Genomic DNA, 19,519 nt, shown 5'->3' with positions numbered 1-19,519 from the left:
ATAATCACCGACAATGCGTTCTCCGGCGGCGCCTTGTCAGATCTGTGGTCCCGCCCGACAACGATCGGAGGGCCGCGCCGGACGTTGGGAGGAAACATGTCACTGACTCTGAAGACGAGAGATATCGTTTACGCAACTGCAGCATTTTCGCTTGCCGCAACCATTGCGGGAACGGCCCTGGCCGAGACCAAGCTGGTCTATGCCGGCTACATCTCGGAACGGTCGATCTCGACCGCGCTGGACGCGTGGTTCATGGACGAGGTCGAGAAGCGCAGCGAAGGCGACATCACGTTCGAACGCTATTACGGCGGATCGCTGATGAAGGCCCCGGACATCTATCCGGGCCTGGCCCGTGGGGCGGTCGATTTCGCGACCGGCGTGCCGCAGGCCTACAATCCCAAGGTCTATCCGCTGTCGAACGTGGTCCTGCCCTGGATCACCGAGAAGGCGGATGCCGTGGTCTATGCGTTCCGCGATCTTTATGCGGAAAACCCCGACCTGCAGAAGGAATTCTCGTCCCAGGGCGTGAAGATGATGTGGGCGTTGCCGTTCCCGGACGGTGGCATCTGGGGCGACTTCCCGGTCCATGAACCGGACGACATGGCGGGCAAGCGCATCCGTGCCGTGGCGGCCATCGCCTGGGGGGTCGAGGCCGGCGGCGGGTCGCCCGTGCCGATGAGCTTTGCCGACGCGGTCGAGGCGGTTAACCGACATGCCATCGACGCGATGGCCAACACGCCTTTCGACAGCGCGGTCAACAACGGCGTGCCGAAAGTTGTCGCCTATGCCTCTGATGCCGGGCGGCTGGGGATCAACAGCGTGTCGATCGCGTCGATGAACCAGAAGTCCTGGGACAAGCTGACCGACGATCAGAAGAAGATCGTGACCGAAGTAGCGGCCGAGGTGCCCGGCCATTATGTCGAACTGATCAATGCCGCCATCGCCAAGGCCGCGCAGCGCTTCATCGACGAAGGCGCAACAACCGAGGTGATCCTGTCCACGGACGAGGAAGCGGCTGCGTGGAAGGCCAAGATGGGCCCGATCATGCGCGAGAAGTTCATCGAACAGGCCTCGGCCGTGACCGAGAACGGTGGCGCGCTTTACGATCAGTTTGTCGCTCTGGTGAGCAAGTACGAACCCGAAGCGGTCTATACGCCGGGGCTGGCCACCTATGTGAAGATGAAGGCGGGCGAGTGATCCACGCCTCTCGGGGCCGGACGCAACCCGGCCGGCCCCGGTGACAGACAAGGGAGCCTGTCCGATGAAGTACTTTCACGCCATTTCGCGCTTCAGCGTCGCCGTGGGCTCGCTGAGCGGGTTGGCTACAGGTGCCATGATGCTGGTGATCCTGACCGACGTGATCGGCCGCGCCTTCTTTGCGTCGCCGCTGCCGCTGGCGACCGAGATCAGCGTCATGCTGCTGATCGCCAAGGTGTTCCTGGGCATGGCGGGCGCGCAGGCCACGGACAGTAATTTCCAAGTGACGATCCTGATCGACAACCTATCGCCCCGTGCCTTGCACTGGCAGCGGCTGCTGTCCTTGGCCGTGGCGCTGGCGGGGATCGGTATCATCGCTTGGTTCACTGCCAAATACGCCATTTCCGCCACGGAACAGGGAGAGGCGTCGTTTGGGGTCTATCACTGGCCGATCTGGCCGGAACGGATCATCCTGTCCGTCGGCCTGTGCCTTCTGGTCCTGCAGATTGCTGTCGACCTGGTGGGCAGTGCCATCTGGGGGGACGAGAAGATGAAGGCCGGCCTTCCGCACCATAGCGGCGCGATCTGAGGAACATCACGTGCAATCCATCGATCTCGCGCTTGGCTTCGGGCTTCTGGGCGGCATGCTCGTCCTGCTCGTCGCCGGCGTACCCATCGCCTATTCCCTTCTGATCGCGGGTCTGGCCGGGCTGATGCTGACCCGGCCCTGGATCGCGACGGAATTCCTGGTCTCGACCTTCCCCTATTCGGCCTCGGCGAACCTGGCCTATGTCGTGCTGCCGCTGTTCCTGTTCATGGGGCACATGAGCTTTTCGGCAGGCATTGCCCACCGCGCCTTCGACAGCGCGCGGGTCTGGGTCGGGGCGCTGCCGGGCGGCATGGCCATCGCCACGGTCTTTGCCTGTGCCGGTTTCGCCGCCGTGTCGGGGTCGAGCCTGGCGACGTCGGCCACCGTAGCGCAGGTCGCCGTGCCGCGGATGCTGAAGGAAGGCTACAGTCACGCGATTTCCGCGGGCTCCGTCGCCGCGGCCGGCACGCTGGGCGTGTTGATACCGCCTTCGGGTCTTCTGATCGTCTATGCGATCGCGACCGAGACCTCGGTCCCCGATCTGTTCCTGGCGGGGATCGTTCCGGGGATCCTGACGGCCGTCCTTTACGCCATCATGCTCTTTGGATGGGTGAAACTGGTGCCGGGTGCGGGGCCCGCGGTCCGCGGACCGCGCACGACCGCACGGCAAAAGCTTGAGGCCGCAGGCCAGAGTTGGGAGATCATCCTGCTGTTCCTGATCGTGATGGGCACGATCTATCTGGGCATCGGCACGGCGACCGAGGCCGCGGCCTTCGGGGCCGCCGGTGCGGTGCTGATCGTGCTGCTGCGCGGCGGCAAGCGGGGCGCCATCATCTGGCGCGGGTTGGTGGACACGGGCGTGACCACGTCCAGCGTTTTCCTGCTGATCATCGGCGCAGGCTTCTTCGGGCTGGCGCTGACGACGACTCAGGTGCCGCAGCAGCTGACGCTGTGGCTGACCCAGTTCGACCTGCCGAAATGGCAACTGACCCTGCTTCTGCTGTTGCCCTACCTGTTCCTGGGCTTCTTCGTCGACGCGATCACGATGATGCTTCTGACCCTGCCGATCATCTTTCCGGTCGTGCTGGATGCGGGCATCAACCCGGTCCTGTTCGGCATCCTCGTCACCAAATGTGCCGAAATCGGGGCGATCACCCCGCCGGTCGGCCTGAACATCTTCGTGGTCAAGAACACGGTGCCCGAGATCGACGTGATGAGCGCCTTCAAGGGAGCCATCCCCTTCGTGCTGGTCGAACTGGTGATCATCGCCCTGCTGGTCGCCTTCAACGACATCGCGCTGGTCCTGATCTGACGGAAGGCTCCGTTCGCCACCCCTTGCTCCACAGGTGAACGGCAACGGGCCGCCCGGGCTGTTCCGGGCGGCCCTTTCATCGCCCGGCACGGCAGGGTCAGAGCGTTTTCGTCACGGTCGCAAGGATCCTTTTCGTACCGGGCAGATGGGCGTCTTTCAGGTTCGGTGTGAAGAGTGTTGTGGCAGGTCGCCATGCGGGCCTTCTGCGCGGGGCTACCGAAGGAAAAAAGAAGGGCCAATGCCGGCGTGCCGCTTCTGTGGGCCATGGCGCCCTCGATGCCGGGAACGACAATGCCTATTGGCGCACGGGGCCGAAGATGTGGCTTGTGCGGGTCTGCTTTAGGACAGGCAGTCCCCTGATGGCCGGTCCGGACCCGGGCACCGCAAATGGCCCCTGGGCCATCTTCGGCACGAGCGAGGGGCATGCATCGCGCGGCGCGCTGCCCCGGGCACCACCTCAGGCGATGAAGGATCCGCCGTTGACGTTCAGCGTGACACCCGTGACATAGGACGACAGGTCCGAGCCGAGGTAGAGCGCGGCATTGGCGATATCCAGCGCCACGCCTGGCCGTCCCAGCGGATAGGCCTTCGCGGCCTCGATCTTGCCTGCGTCGGCTTCGGGCCCCCGGCGCGAGAAGTCGGTCATGATCAGGCCCGGGGCGATGGCGTTGGCACGGATCCCTTCGGGGCCGAATTCCCTGGCCATGGCCCGGGTCAGGCCCAGAACGCCCGCTTTGGCCGCACAGTAGTGCGGACCACCGAAGATGCCGCCGCCCTGCAGGGCGGACAGCGACGAGACGTTGACGATGGCGCCCGCGCCTCTGGTCAGGTGCGGCAGGACGGCCTGCGTCATCAGCAGCGTGCCCTTCAGGACCACATCGGTGACAAGGTCGTAATCGGCTTCGGTCACCTCGGCCACCTTCCGGCGCTGGGTCAGGCCGGCATTGTTGACGATGACGTCCAGCCGGCCCCACTTGTCCATGGCCGCTTCCGCCGCGGTCCTGGCATCCGCGGCCGAGGTCACGTCGCAGTGAATACCAATGGCGCTGTCGCCAAGGGCCTCGGCGGCGGCGCCAGGGTCTTCGGCCGGCAAATCGCACAGGACGACCTTCGCGCCATGTGCAATGAACAGCTGTGCCGTGGCACGACCGATCCCTTGCGGGCGCCCCGCGCCGGTGATGATCGCCACGCGATCCTGAAGCAATCCGTCCATGTCTGTCCTCCCAAGGAATGTCAGGCTGCCGCGCGGACACGGACCGCGCGTCTGACCATCTGCCGGAACCATTGGTTTCCGGGATCGGCATCGCGCGACGCGTGCCAGTAGAGATGAAAGTCCATCCGCCCGATTTCGAACGGCACGGGCAGAAGGTCCACGCCGTCTGAATCGCTGAACATCTCGGCCAGTCGCCGCGGCATTGTCGCTACCAGGTCGGACTGACGCACGACATTGTAGGCCGCCAGGTAGTGCTGGCAGCGAAGCTTGATCTGCCGCCGGTGCCCCAGGCGGCGCAGCTTCGAATCCTCGAAGCCGTCCCCTTCCTGCCGGACGCTGATCAGTACGTGATCGCATGCCAGGTAGGCCGACAGGTCGTGCCGATGACAGGCCAGCGGGTGGTCCCGGCGGGCGACGACGCAGAACTCCTCTTCCAGGATGCGCTCGCTCAGCACCTCTTCGGGCTGTTCCAGGCACACATCGACAGTCGCATCGATGGCACCCGAGGCCAGTCGCGTCGCCATCGCCGACCGTTGCACATGGGCCGACACCAGCGAGACTTGTCCGGCCTCCTCCAGCATCGCGTCTACCAGGGGCGGGATCAGCGAGGCCTCCAGCACGTCGCGCACGCCCAGCGTGAAGGTGCGTGCATTGGCAGTCGGATCGAATTCGGTGCCCTGGTCAAACAGCGCTTCCAGCCGTTCCAGGCCTTCGCGGGCTTCTTCGGCCAGCCTCTTCGCCAGCGGGGTGGAGACCAGCCGGTTGCCCTTTCGAACGAAGAGCGGATCGTCGAACAGCAGGCGCAACCGGCCCAGCCCATGGCTGATTGCCGACTGGGTCAGGTTCAGGCGCTCGGCCGCACGGGTGACGCTGCCTTCGCGGTAGACCGCGCAGAGGATCACAAGGATGTTCAGATCGGGTCGCCGCATTCGCCCACCGCGCCACGGACTCGCCGAGGCATCGCAATATAGAAAAACGTTTACGCACGCTAGGCACGCTCCGGGCACCTGTCAAGCGGGAGGCTGGGCGCCGGGAAGGCACGCAGAGGATCCGAGGAAATTCAGATATAACATTGAATAAATTATGTAAGTTTGAAGTTGGATGGCGCATCGTGTGGGCCCGGGCAAAGGAAATTCGGCGCCATGCTTGACAGCTCATTCGTTCTGCGCGCAACAATAGCAAACGATTCCGCGTTTGCACGGGCGCGCGGACAGGACCAGTCTCGCGGGAGGACGACCTTGACCACAACAGCGAACCTGCCGGAGTCGAAGCGGCTTCCCCTGCGCCAGCCGCCCTATGATGACGAGACCCGGAAGGCGATCGACAACACGGCCTTCAAGGGCCTGTCCCCAGGCAATCTGCGCTTGTCCATGGCCCATCATCCAGCGTTGGCCGGCCGGTTCCAGGCGCTGGCCCACGAGGTTCTGTTCGGAGCCGAGGTTGCGCTGCGTGCAAAGGAAATCGCCATCATGCGCACCACCGCGCGGGCGGGGGCGGAATATCCCTGGGGCATGCATGTCGCGATTTACGGCGACCGCTGCGCGCTGGACCGTGACATGTGCATGGAACTGGCGACCGCCGAAGACTGGCAGGCGCTGACCGATCTCCGTTGGACGGACGAGGACCGGCTGATGGTCCGCATGGCGGACGAACTGCACGAGGACGCGGATGTCGCCGACGCGACCTGGGCGCTTATGAACGAACGCTGGCCCGTGTCGCAGGTGATCGAACTGGTCTTTGCCTGCGGCGTGTATCGGCTGGCGTCCTACTACACTAAAACGACTGCGGTGCCGCTCGAAATCGGGCAGGCCCATTTTCCCGAGGGTCATCGCAGGGAGTAGACGACTTTGACGAAGCGCAGTCGCAAGACCATCAAGGATGTTGCCGCCGCCGCGGGCGTGTCGATCGGCACGGCCTCGCGCGCGTTGAACCGGACCGGCCGGGTCAGCGAGGCAACCGTGATCCGCGTGACGGACGCGGCGCGCAAGCTGGGCTACCAGCCAGATGCCATCGCGCAAAGCCTTCGCCTGAAGTCCACCAAGGTCGTGGGCATGCTGGTCACGGACCTGTCGAACCCGTTTTTTGCCAGTGTCATCCGGGCGGCGGAAAAACGGTTGCAGCAGGCAGGCTATGCCCTTCTGGTCGGCAATACCGACAACGAGGGCACGCGCGAAAAGTTCCTGATCGACCTCTTTCAGCGGCGCCGGGTGGATGGCCTGATTGTGGGCCCCTGCGAGACGGAAAACCCCGAAATGCTGGAAGCGCTGGACAGCGGCGACCTGCCTGTCATCGGCTATGACCGTGACTTTGGCGAGGGACAGAGCGGCCTGCATGTCGACCACCGCCGCGCGGCCTACGAGGCGACCCGGCACCTGCTTAACCTGGGTCATGAACGGATCGCCCTGCTGTCGTCGTCCAGCCTGCTGAGCCCGGGCCGCGAACGCATCGCCGGCCATGCCGAAGCTCTGGCGGAACGGGGGATCGCGCTGAACCAGGCGCTGATCCGGGCGCACAAATCGTCGATGGAATTCGTGGCCTCCGAGGCGCTTTCGCTGATGTCGCTTCGGCCGGCGCCCACGGCCTTTCTGTGCCTGGGCACGCGGATGCTGGCGGGCACCTTGCAGGGCCTGCAGCAGAACGGATTGAAGGTGCCTGGCGATGTCAGCGTGCTGGCGGTCGGCGATACCGACCTGGCGCGGCTTTACACGCCGGCGATCAGTTGCGTGACCTGGGACCTGGACCTGGTGGGCCAGATGCTGGCCGAACTGATGCTGCGCCGGCTGGGCGACGATCAGGGAGAACCGCAGCGGATCATGATCCCGACGCAATTCATCGACCGGCAGTCCTGCGGGGCACCGGGGCAGTGTTCCGGCCCCTGAAACGGTGCCGATCGGGGGGGAGGAGAGAGATGGCAGAGAGACTGAGGAACAGGGTGGCGGCGGTGATCGGCGCGGGCTCCATCGGGAGCGGGCCGTCGAACGGGTCTGCCGTGGCCACGACCTTCGCCCGCGAAGGGGCCAAGGTGCTGTGTGTCGACATCTCGGAGGCGGCGGCCGGCCGGACAGTGGCCGAGATCGAGGCGGCGGGCGGCACCGCCAGTGCCTTTGCCGCCGACGTGGCTGACACGACCCAGATAGACGCGGCGATTGCGGCCTGCATGGACCGTTACGGCCGGATCGATGTCCTGCACTACAATGTCGGCATCGAGGCCTTCGGGGAACTGACGCAGGTCACCGACGAAAGCTGGGACCGGGTCTTCGACATCAACCTGAAGGGGGCCATGGCGGCCGGCCGGGCGGCGGTGCCGCATATGATCGCGCAAGGCGGCGGGTCGATCATCAACGTCTCCTCCATCGCCAGCCTGCGGTGGAGCGCGATGCAATTTCTGTCCTATAACGTGTCCAAGGCGGCGCTGAACCGGATGACCAAGGTGGTGGCCCGCCAGTATGCGCCGCACCAGGTCCGCTGCAATGTCATCCTGCCGGGCCTGATCAATTCGCCCCACGCCGCGGCATTGTTCGATACCGAAGAAGAACGGGACGAGGCGATGAAAGCCCGCGATGCCCGATGCCCGATGGGTCGGCAGGGCACGCCCGAAGACATCGCCATGGCCGCGCTGTTCCTGGCCTCGGACGAGTCCCGTTACATCACGGGGCTCGAGATGGTGGTGGACGGGGGGGTGACCCTGTGAGCCTAGTCGAGGAATTCGAACCGGAAATGTTCGCCATCGGGCCGGATCCGGCCAGCAGTGGGGCCGGCGAAATGGCAGGGCAGCATCAGCTCTCCGCTGTCGGCCAGCCTGCGGGTCAGCGCCTCGCGCGTGGCGCGGGCATGGGGCACGTCCATGTCGCCGTTGTTCACCAGGTGCGGTTCGCGGAACTGGATCGGGTGATGGATCGCGTCGCCGGTGATCAGGCCCTGGCCGGAACGACCTTCGACATTGACGCAGAAATGGCCCGGCGTGTGGCCGGGCGTGGGAAGGAGCGTGATACGTTCTTCCAGCCCCAGCGTGTGGATGAAGTCAAAGTCGACCAACTCGGCCTGACCGGTCTCGACCACGGGCAGGACGCTGTCCGCCCAGGACCCGCGGTTGATCGGCGTTTCCGGGTCAGCTGCCTGCCGGGCGGCATGGCCGTCGAATTCTTTCTGTCCGAAGATGTAGCGGGCATTGGGGAAGGTGGGGACCCATCGTCCGTCTTCCAGGCGGGTGTTCCAGCCGACATGATCGACATGCAGATGGGTGCACATGACCATGTGGATGTCGGCTGTCGTCAGCCCGTGGCGCGCCAGATCCGCCATGTAGCGGTCGCCTGCCAGCTGGTTCCAGAACGGCGTGCCGGGACGGGTCTTGTGATTGCCGACGCAGGTATCGACCAGTACGTTGAAGCCGTTCGCGCGGATCAGGAAGCTGTGAAAGCTGAGGCTGATCAGGTTGGTGGCGCGGTCGAACAGGAAATCCTGCATCCAGGGCAGGTTCCGGTCGATGGTCGGCTGGTCGATATTGTGGAAAAGCCAAAACGGATCGAGCCAAAGGCCCGGGTTCTCGACAATCTTGTCAACGGTTACACCGCCAAGATCGATGGTCTTCATTTCGCCACTCCTTATTCCCCGCTGGCCCGAAGGAAGTCCGAGATTTCGCGGATATCTATTAATTCATTTCGCAGGGTGTTTCGACGATGTCGTAATATGACGGCATACGATATCAAATAAAAGAAAAAAATAACGACTATGAGATTCCGTCGAGCATTCGGCGGGATACGGATACCTGTCTTCAATTCGCGCCTGTCCAGTGACAGGCGAAACGCAGCGTCCGGGTGGCCTGGACATCGCAATCCGGCGCTGCAGATCACGGAAACGTTCAGGGAGGACATCACATGAACCGCACGACACAGACCCGTATCGCCAGCGCCCTTGCGGGGGTTCTGCTGGCTGCCACATCCATGCAATCTGCTGTTGCACAGGACTATTCCAAGGTGACCTTGCGCCATGCGTCGGGGCTGCCGCAGACGTATCCGATGGTTGTCACCACGACCAATTTCAACGAGGACGTCGAAAAGGCCACGGACGGAAAGGTCAAGGTCCAGATGTTCTGGGGCGGATCTCTGGGTGGCATGAAGGAAGCGCTGGACCTCGTTTCGAAAGGGGCTGTCGATATCTCTGATATCGTTCCGGGCTATTTCATTACCCAGCTGCCGCTCTATTCAATGACGAATGCAATTCCGCATACCTTTTTCGACCCGGCAGCCGCAACAGTCGCACTTATGGACGTCAGTGCAAGCAATCCGGAACAGGTGGCTGAATATGAAGAAAACAATATCAAGCCGCTGATCTTCCGGGCACTGGGCAATTTCTATTTCCTATGCACCAGCCCGGTGAAGACGATGGAAGATTTCAAGGGGCTTAAGATAAAGTCCTTCGGTAACTACATCCCGAAACTGGTGGAAGCCTTGGGCGCCACCCCCGTCAACGTCATCGTGTCGGACGCCTACGAGGCGATGAAGCGCGGTTCGCTGGACTGCACCTATTCGTCCTTCCCGGACATGGAGGCGTACAAGTTGCACGAGGTGGCGAAGTACATCGTCGACGTGCCGATGGGCGGGATCGTGGCCTATTCCGACAGCATGAACCTGGCCAAGTTCAATGCGCTGACACCCGACACCCAGGCCTTGTTGGTCGAGGAAGGCAAGAAGCAGACCCTGTGGTGGAACGACCAGATGGAAGCCGACGGCGCGCGTGCCAAGGCCGCGATGCTGGAGGCCGGCGCCGAGATGGTGACCTTTGACGACCCCGAAGCCTTGCACGCCGCTGTGCCGGACATGGTGGCTCTGTGGCTCGCGTCCATGGAGGAGCGCGGGCTGGGGGCCGAGGGCAAGTCCTATGCCGACGCCCTGATGGCCAAGTACCAGTCGCTCGCCAAGACCGAGTGAGCCTGGGCAGAAGCCCCGGACGGACCTGCTGTCGCGGCCGGTCCGTCCCATAGATCGACCCACGCGTCGGGAGGACCCATGCGCCTGATACTGACATCCGCCGACACCGCGATTCGCTGGTTGTGCTATGCGGCGCTGGCCATCGCGGCCGTTTTCATCGCGCTGATGGCCGTGATCGGCACAGCCGACGTCATCGGCACCTCGGTCCTTGGCCGCCCGGTGCCAAGCGCACTGGAGATCTCCGAAGTGGCGCTGGTGATCGTGGTCTTCACCGGGCTGGCGGCAGCACAGATGAAGGGGTCGCACATCACGGTCGACATCTTGTCGGGACGGTTCACCGGCTGGCTGCGCCGATTGTCGATGATCTGTTCCCGGTTGGCGGCCATGGCCTTTTTCGGGGCCATCGCCTGGTTCGGCATGGCCGAAGCGCTGCACAGCTGGCAGATCGACGAACATGCCTCGGGTGCCACGCCGATCGCGCTTTATCCGGGCAAGTTCCTGCTGGCGCTTGGCTGCGCCGTTGCCACCCTGGAGGCCTTCAGGCAGCTGCTGCACATCCTGGCCGGATCCGAGCCTACCATCTCCGCGCACGATGCCGGAGGCATGGCATGACCGACGCCCTGATCACCGGTTTCTGCGCCATCGGCGCCATGATCGCCTTGTCGGCCTTCGGCATCCCGATCGCCTTTTCGATCGGCATCGTGGGTGCGGTCGGGCTGTTCCTGGTCGGCGGCCCCACCTTCCTGTGGGTGATGGTCCAGTCGTTGCCCTATTCGGTGGCCAGCGAATACTCCTTTGCCGTCATCCCGATGTTCGTCCTGATGGGCACCATCGCGGCCTATTCCGGCATCATCGGCGAACTGTACGGCGCCGTGAACCGCTGGATGGAAGGCGTGCGCGGGGGGCTTCTGATGGCGACGACCATGGCCTCGGCCGGTTTTGCGGCGATCTCCGGGTCGACCATCGTGAACGCGGCCATGTTCACCCGGATCGCATTGCCCGAAGTCATCGCGCGCGGCTATCACAAGGGCCTGAGCGCGGGCGTCATCGCCGCGGCCGGAACCTTTGCCGCCCTGATCCCGCCGTCCCTGACCTTCGTCGTCTTCGGCATCCTGACAGAACAGAGCATCGGGCGCCTTTTCATGGCCGGGATCCTGCCCGGGCTCTTGACCGCGGGCTGCTACCTGATCGCGATCCCGACTATCGCCCGGCTCAGGCCCGACTGGATCCCGCCGTCGAAAACGCATTGGTCGCTCCGCGACAAGGTCGTGGGCCTGAAAGGCATCTGGCCGATGCTGGTCCTGGTTTTCATCGTGCTGGGGGGCATCTATTCCGGGATCACGCCGCCAACCACGGCCGGCGCCCTTGGTGCCACGGGCGCCCTCGCCATCGCCCTGGTGCGCCGCCGGATCTCGGCCGCGCAGATATGGTCGTCGATGCGGGAAACGGCCGAACTGACGGCGGTGCTTTTCGTCCTGATCATCGCAGGCCTCTTGTTCTCGCGCTTTCTGGTGCTGTCCGGCTTCGTGTCCGACCTGACCGACCTGGTCACCGGCAGCGGTCTGTCGGCAGGCGGCTTCATCGTCGTCATGGTGCTGATGTATTTCCTGCTGGGCATGTTCATCGACCCGCTGTCGATGCTGGTCATGACGGTGCCCTTCGTCTTTCCGGTCATCAACGCCTACGGGATGGACCCGATCTGGTTCGGCGTCATCCTCTGCAAGATGATCGAGATCGGCGTGATCACGCCACCTGTCGGCCTGAACCTCTTTGCCGTGGTCAGCGCCTCGGATGGCAGGGTCAGCATCGGCGAAGTCTACGTGGGTATCCTGCCCTTTATCCTGATCGAGCTTGGGGTGCTGCTGATCCTGATCCTGGCGCCGGGCATTTCCACCTTCCTGCCCGACACGATGATGTAAAGTCTGAAGGCGAGACCAAAAGCATAGGTCCCTGACCACCCGGTGGCCGAAGCTGGGCGCATGGCTGGCCAGGGCCAGAAGGTCAGCCAACTGCCTTGGACGCCTGCGGGATATGGTTCCGCGCCATATGGCTTGCGGTCTTGGCCACGATGCACCGTTCGGGTCCGGGGCGGGCGACCGACAACGCCCCGGTTCAGACCCCTTTCTCCTGCGGCGGCATCCGTTCGGGCGGTGGATCGCGCGGATTGCAGTCTGGCTGCGGCCCTTCAGAAGCCGACAGGACCGCTTTGCCATACGCTGCTTCTCCGCCCCGGACCTCGGGACGGTTGGTGAACGGGCAGGGGGAAGACTGGATCCTGCTCCTGTCACCATAATGGCGCAGTCGCCAAGCGTCCGGGTTCGAGGCCGAGTGCCGGACTTTTTTATACAAATAGATTGTTATACTTTATCTTATTGAAGTATATTCGGATATCGAGGGAGGAGACTTCGATGCCACAGCTGGAACCGCTGACAGCGGATGACGACCGCATTGCCGATCCCCTGCTTGAAGATCTGGTCGCCAGCTTCGGGTATCGCCCGAACGCGCTTTTGACACTGGCGCGCAAGCCCGGTCTGCTGCCGGTCCTGATGGATCTGGTCCAGCTGGTGGCCCGGGACGAGGCGCAGGTTTCGGTCGAAATGCGGTTCCTGGCCGCTTGCGAAGCAAGTCGCCGTGCGGGTTGCCTGTACAGCGCCTGCCACGCAGCGCATGCGCTGCTTCATTCCGGAACCGCGCCCGAAAAGATCGCGGCGCTGGAGCATTTTCCGACCAGCAGCCTGTTCAGCGACAGGGAGCGCGCCGCGCTCCACCTTGCACGGGCGGGCGGAACTCTGCCCGTGACGGGTGCGCAGGTCGCTTTCGATGCGGCCCGCACGGTTCTGGACGAGGCGGAAATCATCGACGTTCTGGCGGTCGTGGCGCTGTTCGGTTGGTTCAACCGTTGGAACAGCCTTGTCGGAAGCGCGCTCGAACCCATCCCGGCCGCTGTCATCCCCGAAATCCCGTGGTTGCAGAAGATGCGCGCCGTATCGGAGGCGTCGCAGCCGTAACGGCAATCCGAAACGGCAGTGCTGCGTCCCGCCCCGGACCGATCAGAGGAAACCGATACATGAAACTTGCGACATTCACTGCAGGCGACAGCCGGCACCGTCTGGGCGCCGTGGTCGATGACGGCGAAACGATCGTCGACCTTCAGGCAGCGGTTCAGTTCCTGTCCGGGCGGCCGGACGCGTCCTTCGCCTCGCTCCAGGCGCTGATCGAAGGCGGGGACGATGCGCTAGGCCGGGCCTACGACGTGCTCGACACCGCGCCGGGCAGGGCCCGCATCCGGCGGGCGGACGTCAGGCTGCAGGCACCGTTGCAGCCGCCGCCGCAGATCCGCGACTGTGCCTGTTTCGAGGAGCACTTCATCAATGCCTTCCGCGAGGCGCGCAAGGTTCGTGCAGCACTATTTGACGATCCGGACGCCGCCATGCGCGAGATGGAGGAGCGCCAGATCCTGTTCATGCCCAAGGAGTTCTACGAGAGGCCTCTGTACTACAAGGCCAACCGCTTCGCCGTGATCGGCACCGATGACGATGTGATCTGGCCCGGCTATTGCAACACCCTGGATTTCGAGCTGGAGTTCGGCTGCTATATCAAGAAGCCGGCCAAGAACGTTTCGGTCACCGGGGCACGCGACTTCATCTTCGGGTACACGATCTTCAATGACATGAGCGCGCGGGACGAACAGACCCTCGAGATGCCGGGCAACCTTGGGCCGGGCAAGGGCAAGGACTTCGATACGGGCAATCCCATGGGTCCGTGGCTGGTGACTGCGGACGAACTGACCGACCCTTATGCCTTGAAGATGGAGGCCCGCGTCAACGGCGAGATCTGGGGCGGGGGAACCTCTGCGTCGATGTACTGGAAATTCGAAGACCTGATCGCCCATATCTCCCGGGACGAAACGCTTTACCCGGGCGAATTTCTGGGGTCGGGCACGGTGGGCACGGGGGCCGGTATCGAACAGATGCGGTTCCTGAAACCCGGCGATGTCGTGGAACTGTATGTCGAGGGGATCGGCACCCTGAAGAACCGTGTTGTGCGGCCCGGCTGACCATCCGGTTCATGTCTTGCCGTCGGTCCGGCGCAGGTGCTGCGGGTCTACATGATGTTCCATGACCCGCCAGAACGCGTCGAGATCGGCTCGCGGACAACCCGCCAGCGCTGCATCGATCCAAGCATGCTGGGAACGCGACCAGTTCGAAAGGTGTCTGGCGCCGGTCTCTGTCAGATAGTGCCGGCGCAGGCGCCTGTCCCTGCCATCCAGACGCTGCTCGACCAGGCCAGAATTGACAAGCGGCCGGATCATCCGGGCCAGCGCCTGGGTCGAGATCCGCAGGAGCATGCCAAGCTCCCTGACCGTGATGCCCGGATACCAGCGGATGCAGTAAAGCGCCCGGTGATGCGCCCGGTCCAGCCCGATCGCCGTCATCTCGCCATGGGCGGCATCGGTAAGCTGCATCTGTGCGAAGGCGACCAGTTCCAGCAAGGGCAGCCGGTCTTCGGGCGGCGTGTCGGGCAGAGAACCGTCGTCCAAGCGCGACGCGGGCGGCAGGTCGTCCCTGCCAGGGTCGGGGCAACGTTTCGGCACGTCATTGCTCTCCCGCTGCTAGAGGGTCTGCGTGGCACCGGGTCATTTTCCGGAAGTACCTGCGCCGGCCCCGGGGGTCGTCAGTGAGCGGCAAATCCGGCCAAAAGCGTTTCCAGATCGTGCGTGATCTGGTCCGCGCCGCCCTGCCATGTAAACCGGCCGCTGTCGATCAGCGCAAAGGAATGTGCGACGCGCCGGGGCACCTGAAAGTTCTGTTCCACCAACACGATGCCGGTGCCGCTGGCCGCGATCTCGCGCACGGCATCGACGATCTGGTCGACGATGACGGGTGCCAGCCCTTCGGTGGGTTCGTCCAGAAGCAGCATCCGTGGGTTCGTCATCAGCGCGCGCCCGATCACCAGCATCTGCTGTTCGCCGCCCGAAAGCGACGTACCCTGCGCCGTGCGGCGTTCATGCAGCCGCGGAAAAAGGTCATAGACCCGCTGGCGCGTCCAGGGACCCGGTGCGTGGCTCAGCGCCGCGACATCCAGGTTCTCTTCCGCCGTGAGGCCCGAAAACACCTGCCGGTTCTCGGGCACGTAGGCCACGCCCATCCGGCTGAGAGCGTCGACCGACCGATTGGTTACGTCTTCGCCGAAGAGCCTGCGCCGGCCCCTGTCCAGCGGCAGGACCCCCATCATCGCCTTCAGCGTCGTGCTTTTGCCGGCACCGTTCCGGCCCACCAGCGCCACCACCTGCGACGGCGCCACGGCCAGCGACACGTCGTGGAGCGCTATGGCCTTGCCATAGCTGACCTGAGCCTCGATCAGTTCAAGCATCACGGTCCCCCGAACCCAGATAGGCCTCGCGCACGCGCGGATCGGCCTGCACTTCGGCCGCGGTGCCACGCATCAGGATCTCGCCGTTGATCATCACGATGATCTCGTCCGAGATGTTCATGACCACGTCCATGTTGTGTTCGACAAGAAGCACGGTGCGTCCGTGGCGAACCCGTTCGATCAGCGCGACGGTCTGATCGATCTCGGCCTGGCCGACACCGGCAAGCGGCTCGTCGAGCAGCAGCACGCTGGGATCCGACATCAGCGACAGGCCCAGTTCCACCGCGCGCTGGCGTCCGTGGCTCAGCATCGCGGCAGGTGTATCGAGCACATCTGTCAGCTCGACCTCCTCCGCCACGGCGCAGGCCTTTTCGTCAAGGTCGCGCCAGCCGGATACGTCGCGCCAGAACGGCTGGAACCGGAATTTATGCGGCTGCGCCCCAAGGCGGAGGTTTTCGCGCACCGTCATTTCGGGAAAGATGTTGATGATCTGGAAACTGCGCCCCAGTCCCATCGCTGCCCGCCGGTGGACCGGCACGCGCGAGATGTCGGTGCCGCCCAGCATGATCCGCCCGGTGGTCTGGGGCAGCCGCCCGCTGAGCGCGTTCAGCAGCGTCGTCTTGCCGGCACCGTTCGGGCCGATCAGGGCAACGACCTGCCCCGCTTTCACATCGATGGAGACCTTGTTCAGCGCCCGGAAGTCGTCGAAGAACACCGATACGCCGGCGCAGGAAATGGCGGTCGAAGTGGTCATCGCGACTTGTCCCGTCCCAGAAGCAGGCTCACCACGCCTTTCGGCAGGAAGATCGTGCACAGGATGAAGGTGATGCCCAGGATGCCGTACCAGTACTCGGTATAGCTCGACAGGACCTCCTTCAGCAGTTCGAAGAGCGTGACGCCCAGGATCGGACCGGCCAGTGTGCCGGTGCCGCCCAGAAGAGCCATGATCAGTACATCGCCCGAGACCTTCCAGCTGAGGAGCTGCGGGCTGACATACATCAGCAGCGCGCCCAGAAGCGCCCCGGCAAGCCCCGAATAGGCGCCCGAGATCGACAGGACTGCCAGCCGCAGCCGGGCGGTGTTGAAGCCGATCTGGCGGGCGCGTTCCTCGTTCTGTTTCAGGCCGGCGATGGCCTGCCCAAGGGGAGAGCGGTTCAGAACATGCATCGTGACGACAACCGCCAGCAGGATCGCCGCGATCAGCCAGAAGAAGTTCACCGTTTCGAAGAAATCGATCCCGCCGAACATCGGCCGCGGGACGCCTGCAATCCCGTCGTCGCCGCCGGTGAAGCGGCGCAGCCGGGTGACCATGATGATCGCCAGAAGCTGCGCCAGCATCAGCGTCAGCAGCGCGAAGTAAAGCCCGGTCACCCGCTGGCCCACCAGCCCCACGATCACCGCGAAGACGGCGCCGCACAGGATCGCCATCGCCAGCCCTGCACCAAAGCCCAGGCCAAGATCCATCGTGGCCCAGGTATAGCCATAAGCGCCGAGTGCAAAGAACGCGGCATGTCCGAAGGACAGGATCCCCCCGCGCCCGAAACAGAAGTCGAAGGCCAGCGCGAAGATCGACCAGATGACGATCAGCGACAGAAGGAAGAAGACGGATTCATTCCGGGTCACCAGGGGGGCTGCCAGCAGAAGAACGCAAAGCCCCAGCGCAATCAGGAAATCCCGTGTCCAGAAGCGGGTCATGCCGTACGCTCCTTCTTGGAAAACAGTCCCTCGGGCTTCAGCAGAAGCACGAGCACAAGCAGGCTGTAGGTGAAGACATCGACCCATTCCGCGGCCCATTGCTGGCCCACGGCGCGGCTCATCCCCACGACGAAGGCGGCGACGATGGCGCCCCTTATGTTGCCCAGTCCCCCGATGATGATGACGGTGAAGCAGTCCAGCAGGATCGCGTTCCCCATCTGAAGCTGGATCGGCAGCATCGGGCCGGCGATGGCGCCGGCGAAACCGGCCAGTCCTGCGCCCGCGGCAAAGACCATCATCCGCACCCGTTCCACCCTTATGCCAAGGGCCGCGGCCATGTCGGGGTTCACGCTGCAGGCCTTGACCGTCAGGCCGATGCGGGATTTCTCGATCCCCAGCAAAAGCGCGGTCATCACGATGGCACCCACGACGATGACGAAGACACGGTAGCGGGAAACCTCGGTCCCGAAGATGTCGATGCTGCCGACAAGGAAGGCGGCGGGCGAAAACTGCCGACCGCTGAGCCCCCAGAAGAACCGGACGACCTCGTCGATCACCAGGACGACGCCGAAGGTGATCAGCACTTGATAGACATGGTCCGCATCATAGATCGGGCGCAGGGTGACGCGTTCGATCACCAGTCCCAGCACAAGAAGCATCAAGGGCACGATGACGAGGGTCAGCCAGAAGCTGCCCGTCAGCATCGCCACCGAATAGGCCAGATAGGCGCCAAGCATGTAAAGGGCGCCATGGGCGAAGTTGATCACCTGCAACATGCCGAAGATCAGGGTCAGCCCCGCGGCAAGCAGGAAGATGAGCATTCCGATGCTCAGTCCGACGACAATGATAGCCATGAAAGGGGTCTGCTCCGGCACTCGGATACCACCGGGCCGAAGCCGCAGCGGGATTGTCATGGGAATGGAGGAACCCGGAACCGGCTGCGCCGGCTCCGGGCGTTGCGTGTCACTCGCAGGGCGCGAAGAGCTCTTCCGCTTCGAAGCTTTCGGCGATCTCCATCACGATCGGAAGCTCGCCCGACGGATCGGGAACCGCGGTGCCGAACAGCGCAACCTGTTCCGCCTGGTGATCGCAGGCGCGCATCACCTTCAGACCTTCGACCGAACTGTCGCGGACGCTGCCTTCGAAGGCATCGATCCAGGCTTCCTTGTCGAAAACGCCGGTCGCGTCCACGGTATCCAGCCACCAGCTCATCCCGTCATAGGCCTCGCCCGCGTACTGGTTCGGAAGCTCTCCGTACTTCTCGACGAAGGCCGCCACGAAATCGCGGTTCCGGTCGCTGTCCTGGGTGTGGTGATAGCGCAGGGTCGAATTGATGCCGACCGATCCGCGTTCGCCGACGACCATGCCTTGCGTTTCATCCATCAGCATCAGGCCCATGACGGTCATCTTCTCGCCCAGCCCGACATCCGCGCCCTGTTTCAGCGAGGTTGCGACGTCTGCACCGACAACGACCAGGCTCAGACCGTCCGCGCCGGATTCCAGCGCCTTGTTCAGGATGATGGCATAATCGGACGTTCCGATCGGAACGAACTCGGTGCCCACAACTTCGATCCCGTTCTTGGGCAGCTCGGTTTCAAGGATCTTGGCAAGGTCGCGACCTACGGAATAGTCCGCCATCACGATGTACATCTTCTCAAGGTTCTGGTTCTTCGCGAAGGCCAGAAGCGCCGCGACCTCCATCGCCACGTTGTTCGAGGTGCGGAAGGTGTAGCGCGACTTGTCGGCGCCGGTGATCCGGTCATCGGCGGACAGCGTCACGATATGCGGGACCTTGCGCTGTTCGGCCAGCTTCATGATCGCCAGCGTGGTGGTCGAGCTCGCCTCGCCGAAGATCATGTCGACGCCTCGCGCCATCGCCTTGGTGGCCTTCTGGATGGCCACCTGCGTCGAGGTTTCAGTGTCGTCCCAGACCACCTCGATCGGAACGCCCAGCACCTCGCCGCCGCGTTCTTCGATCGCGATGGTGGCGCCCCGGCGCATGTTCTCGCCCAGGATGCCGAAGGCGCCGCTCAGCGGGACCAGCCCGGCGATCCGGAATGTGTCCTGCGCATGTGCCGCGGTGCACGCACCGACCAGTCCCGCCGCAAGCAAAGCCTGCCGCGCCAACCGCGAAATCGAAAAACTCATCAGTCTCCTCCCAGAAACGTCTCGTAGCAATCTCCCCCGCTGAAGCTATGTAAATAAACATAGGT

20 protein-coding genes are annotated in these 19,519 nt (G+C 63.8%); 11 read left to right on the top strand and 9 right to left on the bottom strand.

All coding sequences use genetic code 11. From position 1 onward, the window contains the following. Nucleotides 1-96: 96 nt before the first annotated feature. The 3 genes from FQK05_RS20280 (at nucleotide 97) to FQK05_RS20270 (ending at nucleotide 3,098) form a co-directional block, all read left to right on the top strand. On the top strand, nucleotides 97-1,197 hold the full coding sequence (locus tag FQK05_RS20280; protein ID WP_158970292.1) for a TRAP transporter substrate-binding protein: 1,101 nt from the start codon (nucleotides 97-99) through the stop codon (nucleotides 1,195-1,197). 64 nt (nucleotides 1,198-1,261) lie between these two features. Further along, on the top strand, nucleotides 1,262-1,786 hold the full coding sequence (locus FQK05_RS20275; RefSeq protein WP_158970290.1) for a TRAP transporter small permease subunit: 525 nt from the start codon (nucleotides 1,262-1,264) through the stop codon (nucleotides 1,784-1,786). A gap of 10 nt (nucleotides 1,787-1,796) precedes the next feature. After that, nucleotides 1,797-3,098 carry a TRAP transporter large permease gene (locus tag FQK05_RS20270; RefSeq protein ID WP_233270600.1) on the top strand — a complete coding sequence of 434 codons (1,302 nt, stop codon included), beginning with the start codon at nucleotides 1,797-1,799 and terminating at the stop codon, nucleotides 3,096-3,098. A gap of 457 nt (nucleotides 3,099-3,555) precedes the next feature. On the opposite strand, the gene FQK05_RS20265 is transcribed toward FQK05_RS20270, so the two are convergent. Next, nucleotides 3,556-4,311, bottom strand: coding sequence for an SDR family NAD(P)-dependent oxidoreductase (locus FQK05_RS20265; protein ID WP_158970288.1), 756 nt, complete (start codon nucleotides 4,309-4,311; stop codon nucleotides 3,556-3,558). A gap of 20 nt (nucleotides 4,312-4,331) precedes the next feature. Further along, a complete protein-coding gene (locus FQK05_RS20260; RefSeq protein ID WP_158970286.1) occupies nucleotides 4,332-5,240 on the bottom strand; it encodes a LysR family transcriptional regulator in 909 nt (302 codons plus the stop codon). A gap of 309 nt (nucleotides 5,241-5,549) precedes the next feature. Here FQK05_RS20260 and FQK05_RS20255 point away from each other — a divergent pair, with 309 nt between their 5' ends. Genes FQK05_RS20255 through FQK05_RS20245 form a run of 3 tightly spaced genes read left to right on the top strand, consistent with a single transcriptional unit; the run spans nucleotide 5,550 to nucleotide 8,002 of the window. After that, nucleotides 5,550-6,152 (top strand): carboxymuconolactone decarboxylase family protein, encoded by a 603-nt coding sequence (locus tag FQK05_RS20255; RefSeq protein ID WP_158970284.1) that lies wholly within the window; start codon nucleotides 5,550-5,552, stop codon nucleotides 6,150-6,152. 6 nt (nucleotides 6,153-6,158) lie between these two features. Further along, nucleotides 6,159-7,190: a LacI family DNA-binding transcriptional regulator gene (locus tag FQK05_RS20250; RefSeq protein WP_158970282.1), complete on the top strand. Its 1,032-nt coding sequence runs from the start codon at nucleotides 6,159-6,161 to the stop codon at nucleotides 7,188-7,190. A gap of 29 nt (nucleotides 7,191-7,219) precedes the next feature. Continuing rightward, nucleotides 7,220-8,002 carry an SDR family NAD(P)-dependent oxidoreductase gene (locus tag FQK05_RS20245; RefSeq protein WP_158970280.1) on the top strand — a complete coding sequence of 261 codons (783 nt, stop codon included), beginning with the start codon at nucleotides 7,220-7,222 and terminating at the stop codon, nucleotides 8,000-8,002. 2 nt (nucleotides 8,003-8,004) lie between these two features. Here FQK05_RS20245 and FQK05_RS20240 read toward each other — a convergent pair whose 3' ends face one another. Then, nucleotides 8,005-8,901 carry an MBL fold metallo-hydrolase gene (locus FQK05_RS20240; protein ID WP_158970278.1) on the bottom strand — a complete coding sequence of 299 codons (897 nt, stop codon included), beginning with the start codon at nucleotides 8,899-8,901 and terminating at the stop codon, nucleotides 8,005-8,007. A 284-nt stretch (nucleotides 8,902-9,185) separates the two neighbouring features. Here FQK05_RS20240 and FQK05_RS20235 point away from each other — a divergent pair, with 284 nt between their 5' ends. From FQK05_RS20235 to FQK05_RS20215, 5 genes are all read left to right on the top strand, one after another. Next, entirely contained in the window at nucleotides 9,186-10,238 is a 1,053-nt protein-coding gene (locus FQK05_RS20235; protein WP_158970276.1) for a C4-dicarboxylate TRAP transporter substrate-binding protein, read from the top strand. Between the two features lie 78 nt (nucleotides 10,239-10,316). Continuing rightward, nucleotides 10,317-10,850, top strand: a complete 534-nt coding sequence (locus FQK05_RS20230) for a TRAP transporter small permease (RefSeq protein WP_158970274.1) — start codon at nucleotides 10,317-10,319, stop codon at nucleotides 10,848-10,850. Next, a complete protein-coding gene (locus tag FQK05_RS20225) occupies nucleotides 10,847-12,157 on the top strand; it encodes a TRAP transporter large permease (RefSeq protein ID WP_158970272.1) in 1,311 nt (436 codons plus the stop codon). The genes FQK05_RS20230 and FQK05_RS20225 overlap by 4 nt, the downstream gene beginning before the upstream one ends. A gap of 489 nt (nucleotides 12,158-12,646) precedes the next feature. Beyond that, on the top strand, nucleotides 12,647-13,246 hold the full coding sequence (locus FQK05_RS20220) for a carboxymuconolactone decarboxylase family protein (RefSeq protein WP_158970270.1): 600 nt from the start codon (nucleotides 12,647-12,649) through the stop codon (nucleotides 13,244-13,246). A 59-nt stretch (nucleotides 13,247-13,305) separates the two neighbouring features. Next, entirely contained in the window at nucleotides 13,306-14,295 is a 990-nt protein-coding gene (locus FQK05_RS20215; RefSeq protein ID WP_158970268.1) for a fumarylacetoacetate hydrolase family protein, read from the top strand. A gap of 9 nt (nucleotides 14,296-14,304) precedes the next feature. Here FQK05_RS20215 and FQK05_RS20210 read toward each other — a convergent pair whose 3' ends face one another. From FQK05_RS20210 to FQK05_RS20185, 6 genes are all read right to left on the bottom strand, one after another. Then, complete coding sequence (locus FQK05_RS20210) at nucleotides 14,305-14,832, bottom strand: MarR family winged helix-turn-helix transcriptional regulator (RefSeq protein WP_233270599.1); 528 nt, start codon at nucleotides 14,830-14,832, stop codon at nucleotides 14,305-14,307. Nucleotides 14,833-14,912: 80 nt separating this feature from the next. Further along, nucleotides 14,913-15,611, bottom strand: coding sequence for an ABC transporter ATP-binding protein (locus FQK05_RS20205; RefSeq protein ID WP_158970264.1), 699 nt, complete (start codon nucleotides 15,609-15,611; stop codon nucleotides 14,913-14,915). Continuing rightward, nucleotides 15,604-16,365 (bottom strand): ABC transporter ATP-binding protein, encoded by a 762-nt coding sequence (locus tag FQK05_RS20200; RefSeq protein ID WP_158970262.1) that lies wholly within the window; start codon nucleotides 16,363-16,365, stop codon nucleotides 15,604-15,606. Before FQK05_RS20200 ends, FQK05_RS20205 begins: the two co-directional genes overlap by 8 nt. Next, a complete protein-coding gene (locus FQK05_RS20195; protein WP_158970260.1) occupies nucleotides 16,362-17,306 on the bottom strand; it encodes a branched-chain amino acid ABC transporter permease in 945 nt (314 codons plus the stop codon). The genes FQK05_RS20200 and FQK05_RS20195 overlap by 4 nt, the downstream gene beginning before the upstream one ends. Continuing rightward, nucleotides 17,303-18,160 (bottom strand): branched-chain amino acid ABC transporter permease, encoded by an 858-nt coding sequence (locus tag FQK05_RS20190; protein WP_158970258.1) that lies wholly within the window; start codon nucleotides 18,158-18,160, stop codon nucleotides 17,303-17,305. The genes FQK05_RS20195 and FQK05_RS20190 overlap by 4 nt, the downstream gene beginning before the upstream one ends. A 109-nt stretch (nucleotides 18,161-18,269) precedes the next feature. Then, nucleotides 18,270-19,454, bottom strand: coding sequence for an ABC transporter substrate-binding protein (locus tag FQK05_RS20185; RefSeq protein ID WP_158970256.1), 1,185 nt, complete (start codon nucleotides 19,452-19,454; stop codon nucleotides 18,270-18,272). Between the last annotated feature and the right edge of the window lie 65 nt (nucleotides 19,455-19,519).

Origin of the sequence: Chachezhania sediminis (assembly GCF_009765275.1) — a bacterium.
Taxonomy (GTDB): Bacteria; Pseudomonadota; Alphaproteobacteria; order Rhodobacterales; family Rhodobacteraceae; genus Chachezhania; species Chachezhania sediminis.
This window is presented reverse-complemented; position numbering and strand designations above follow the sequence as displayed.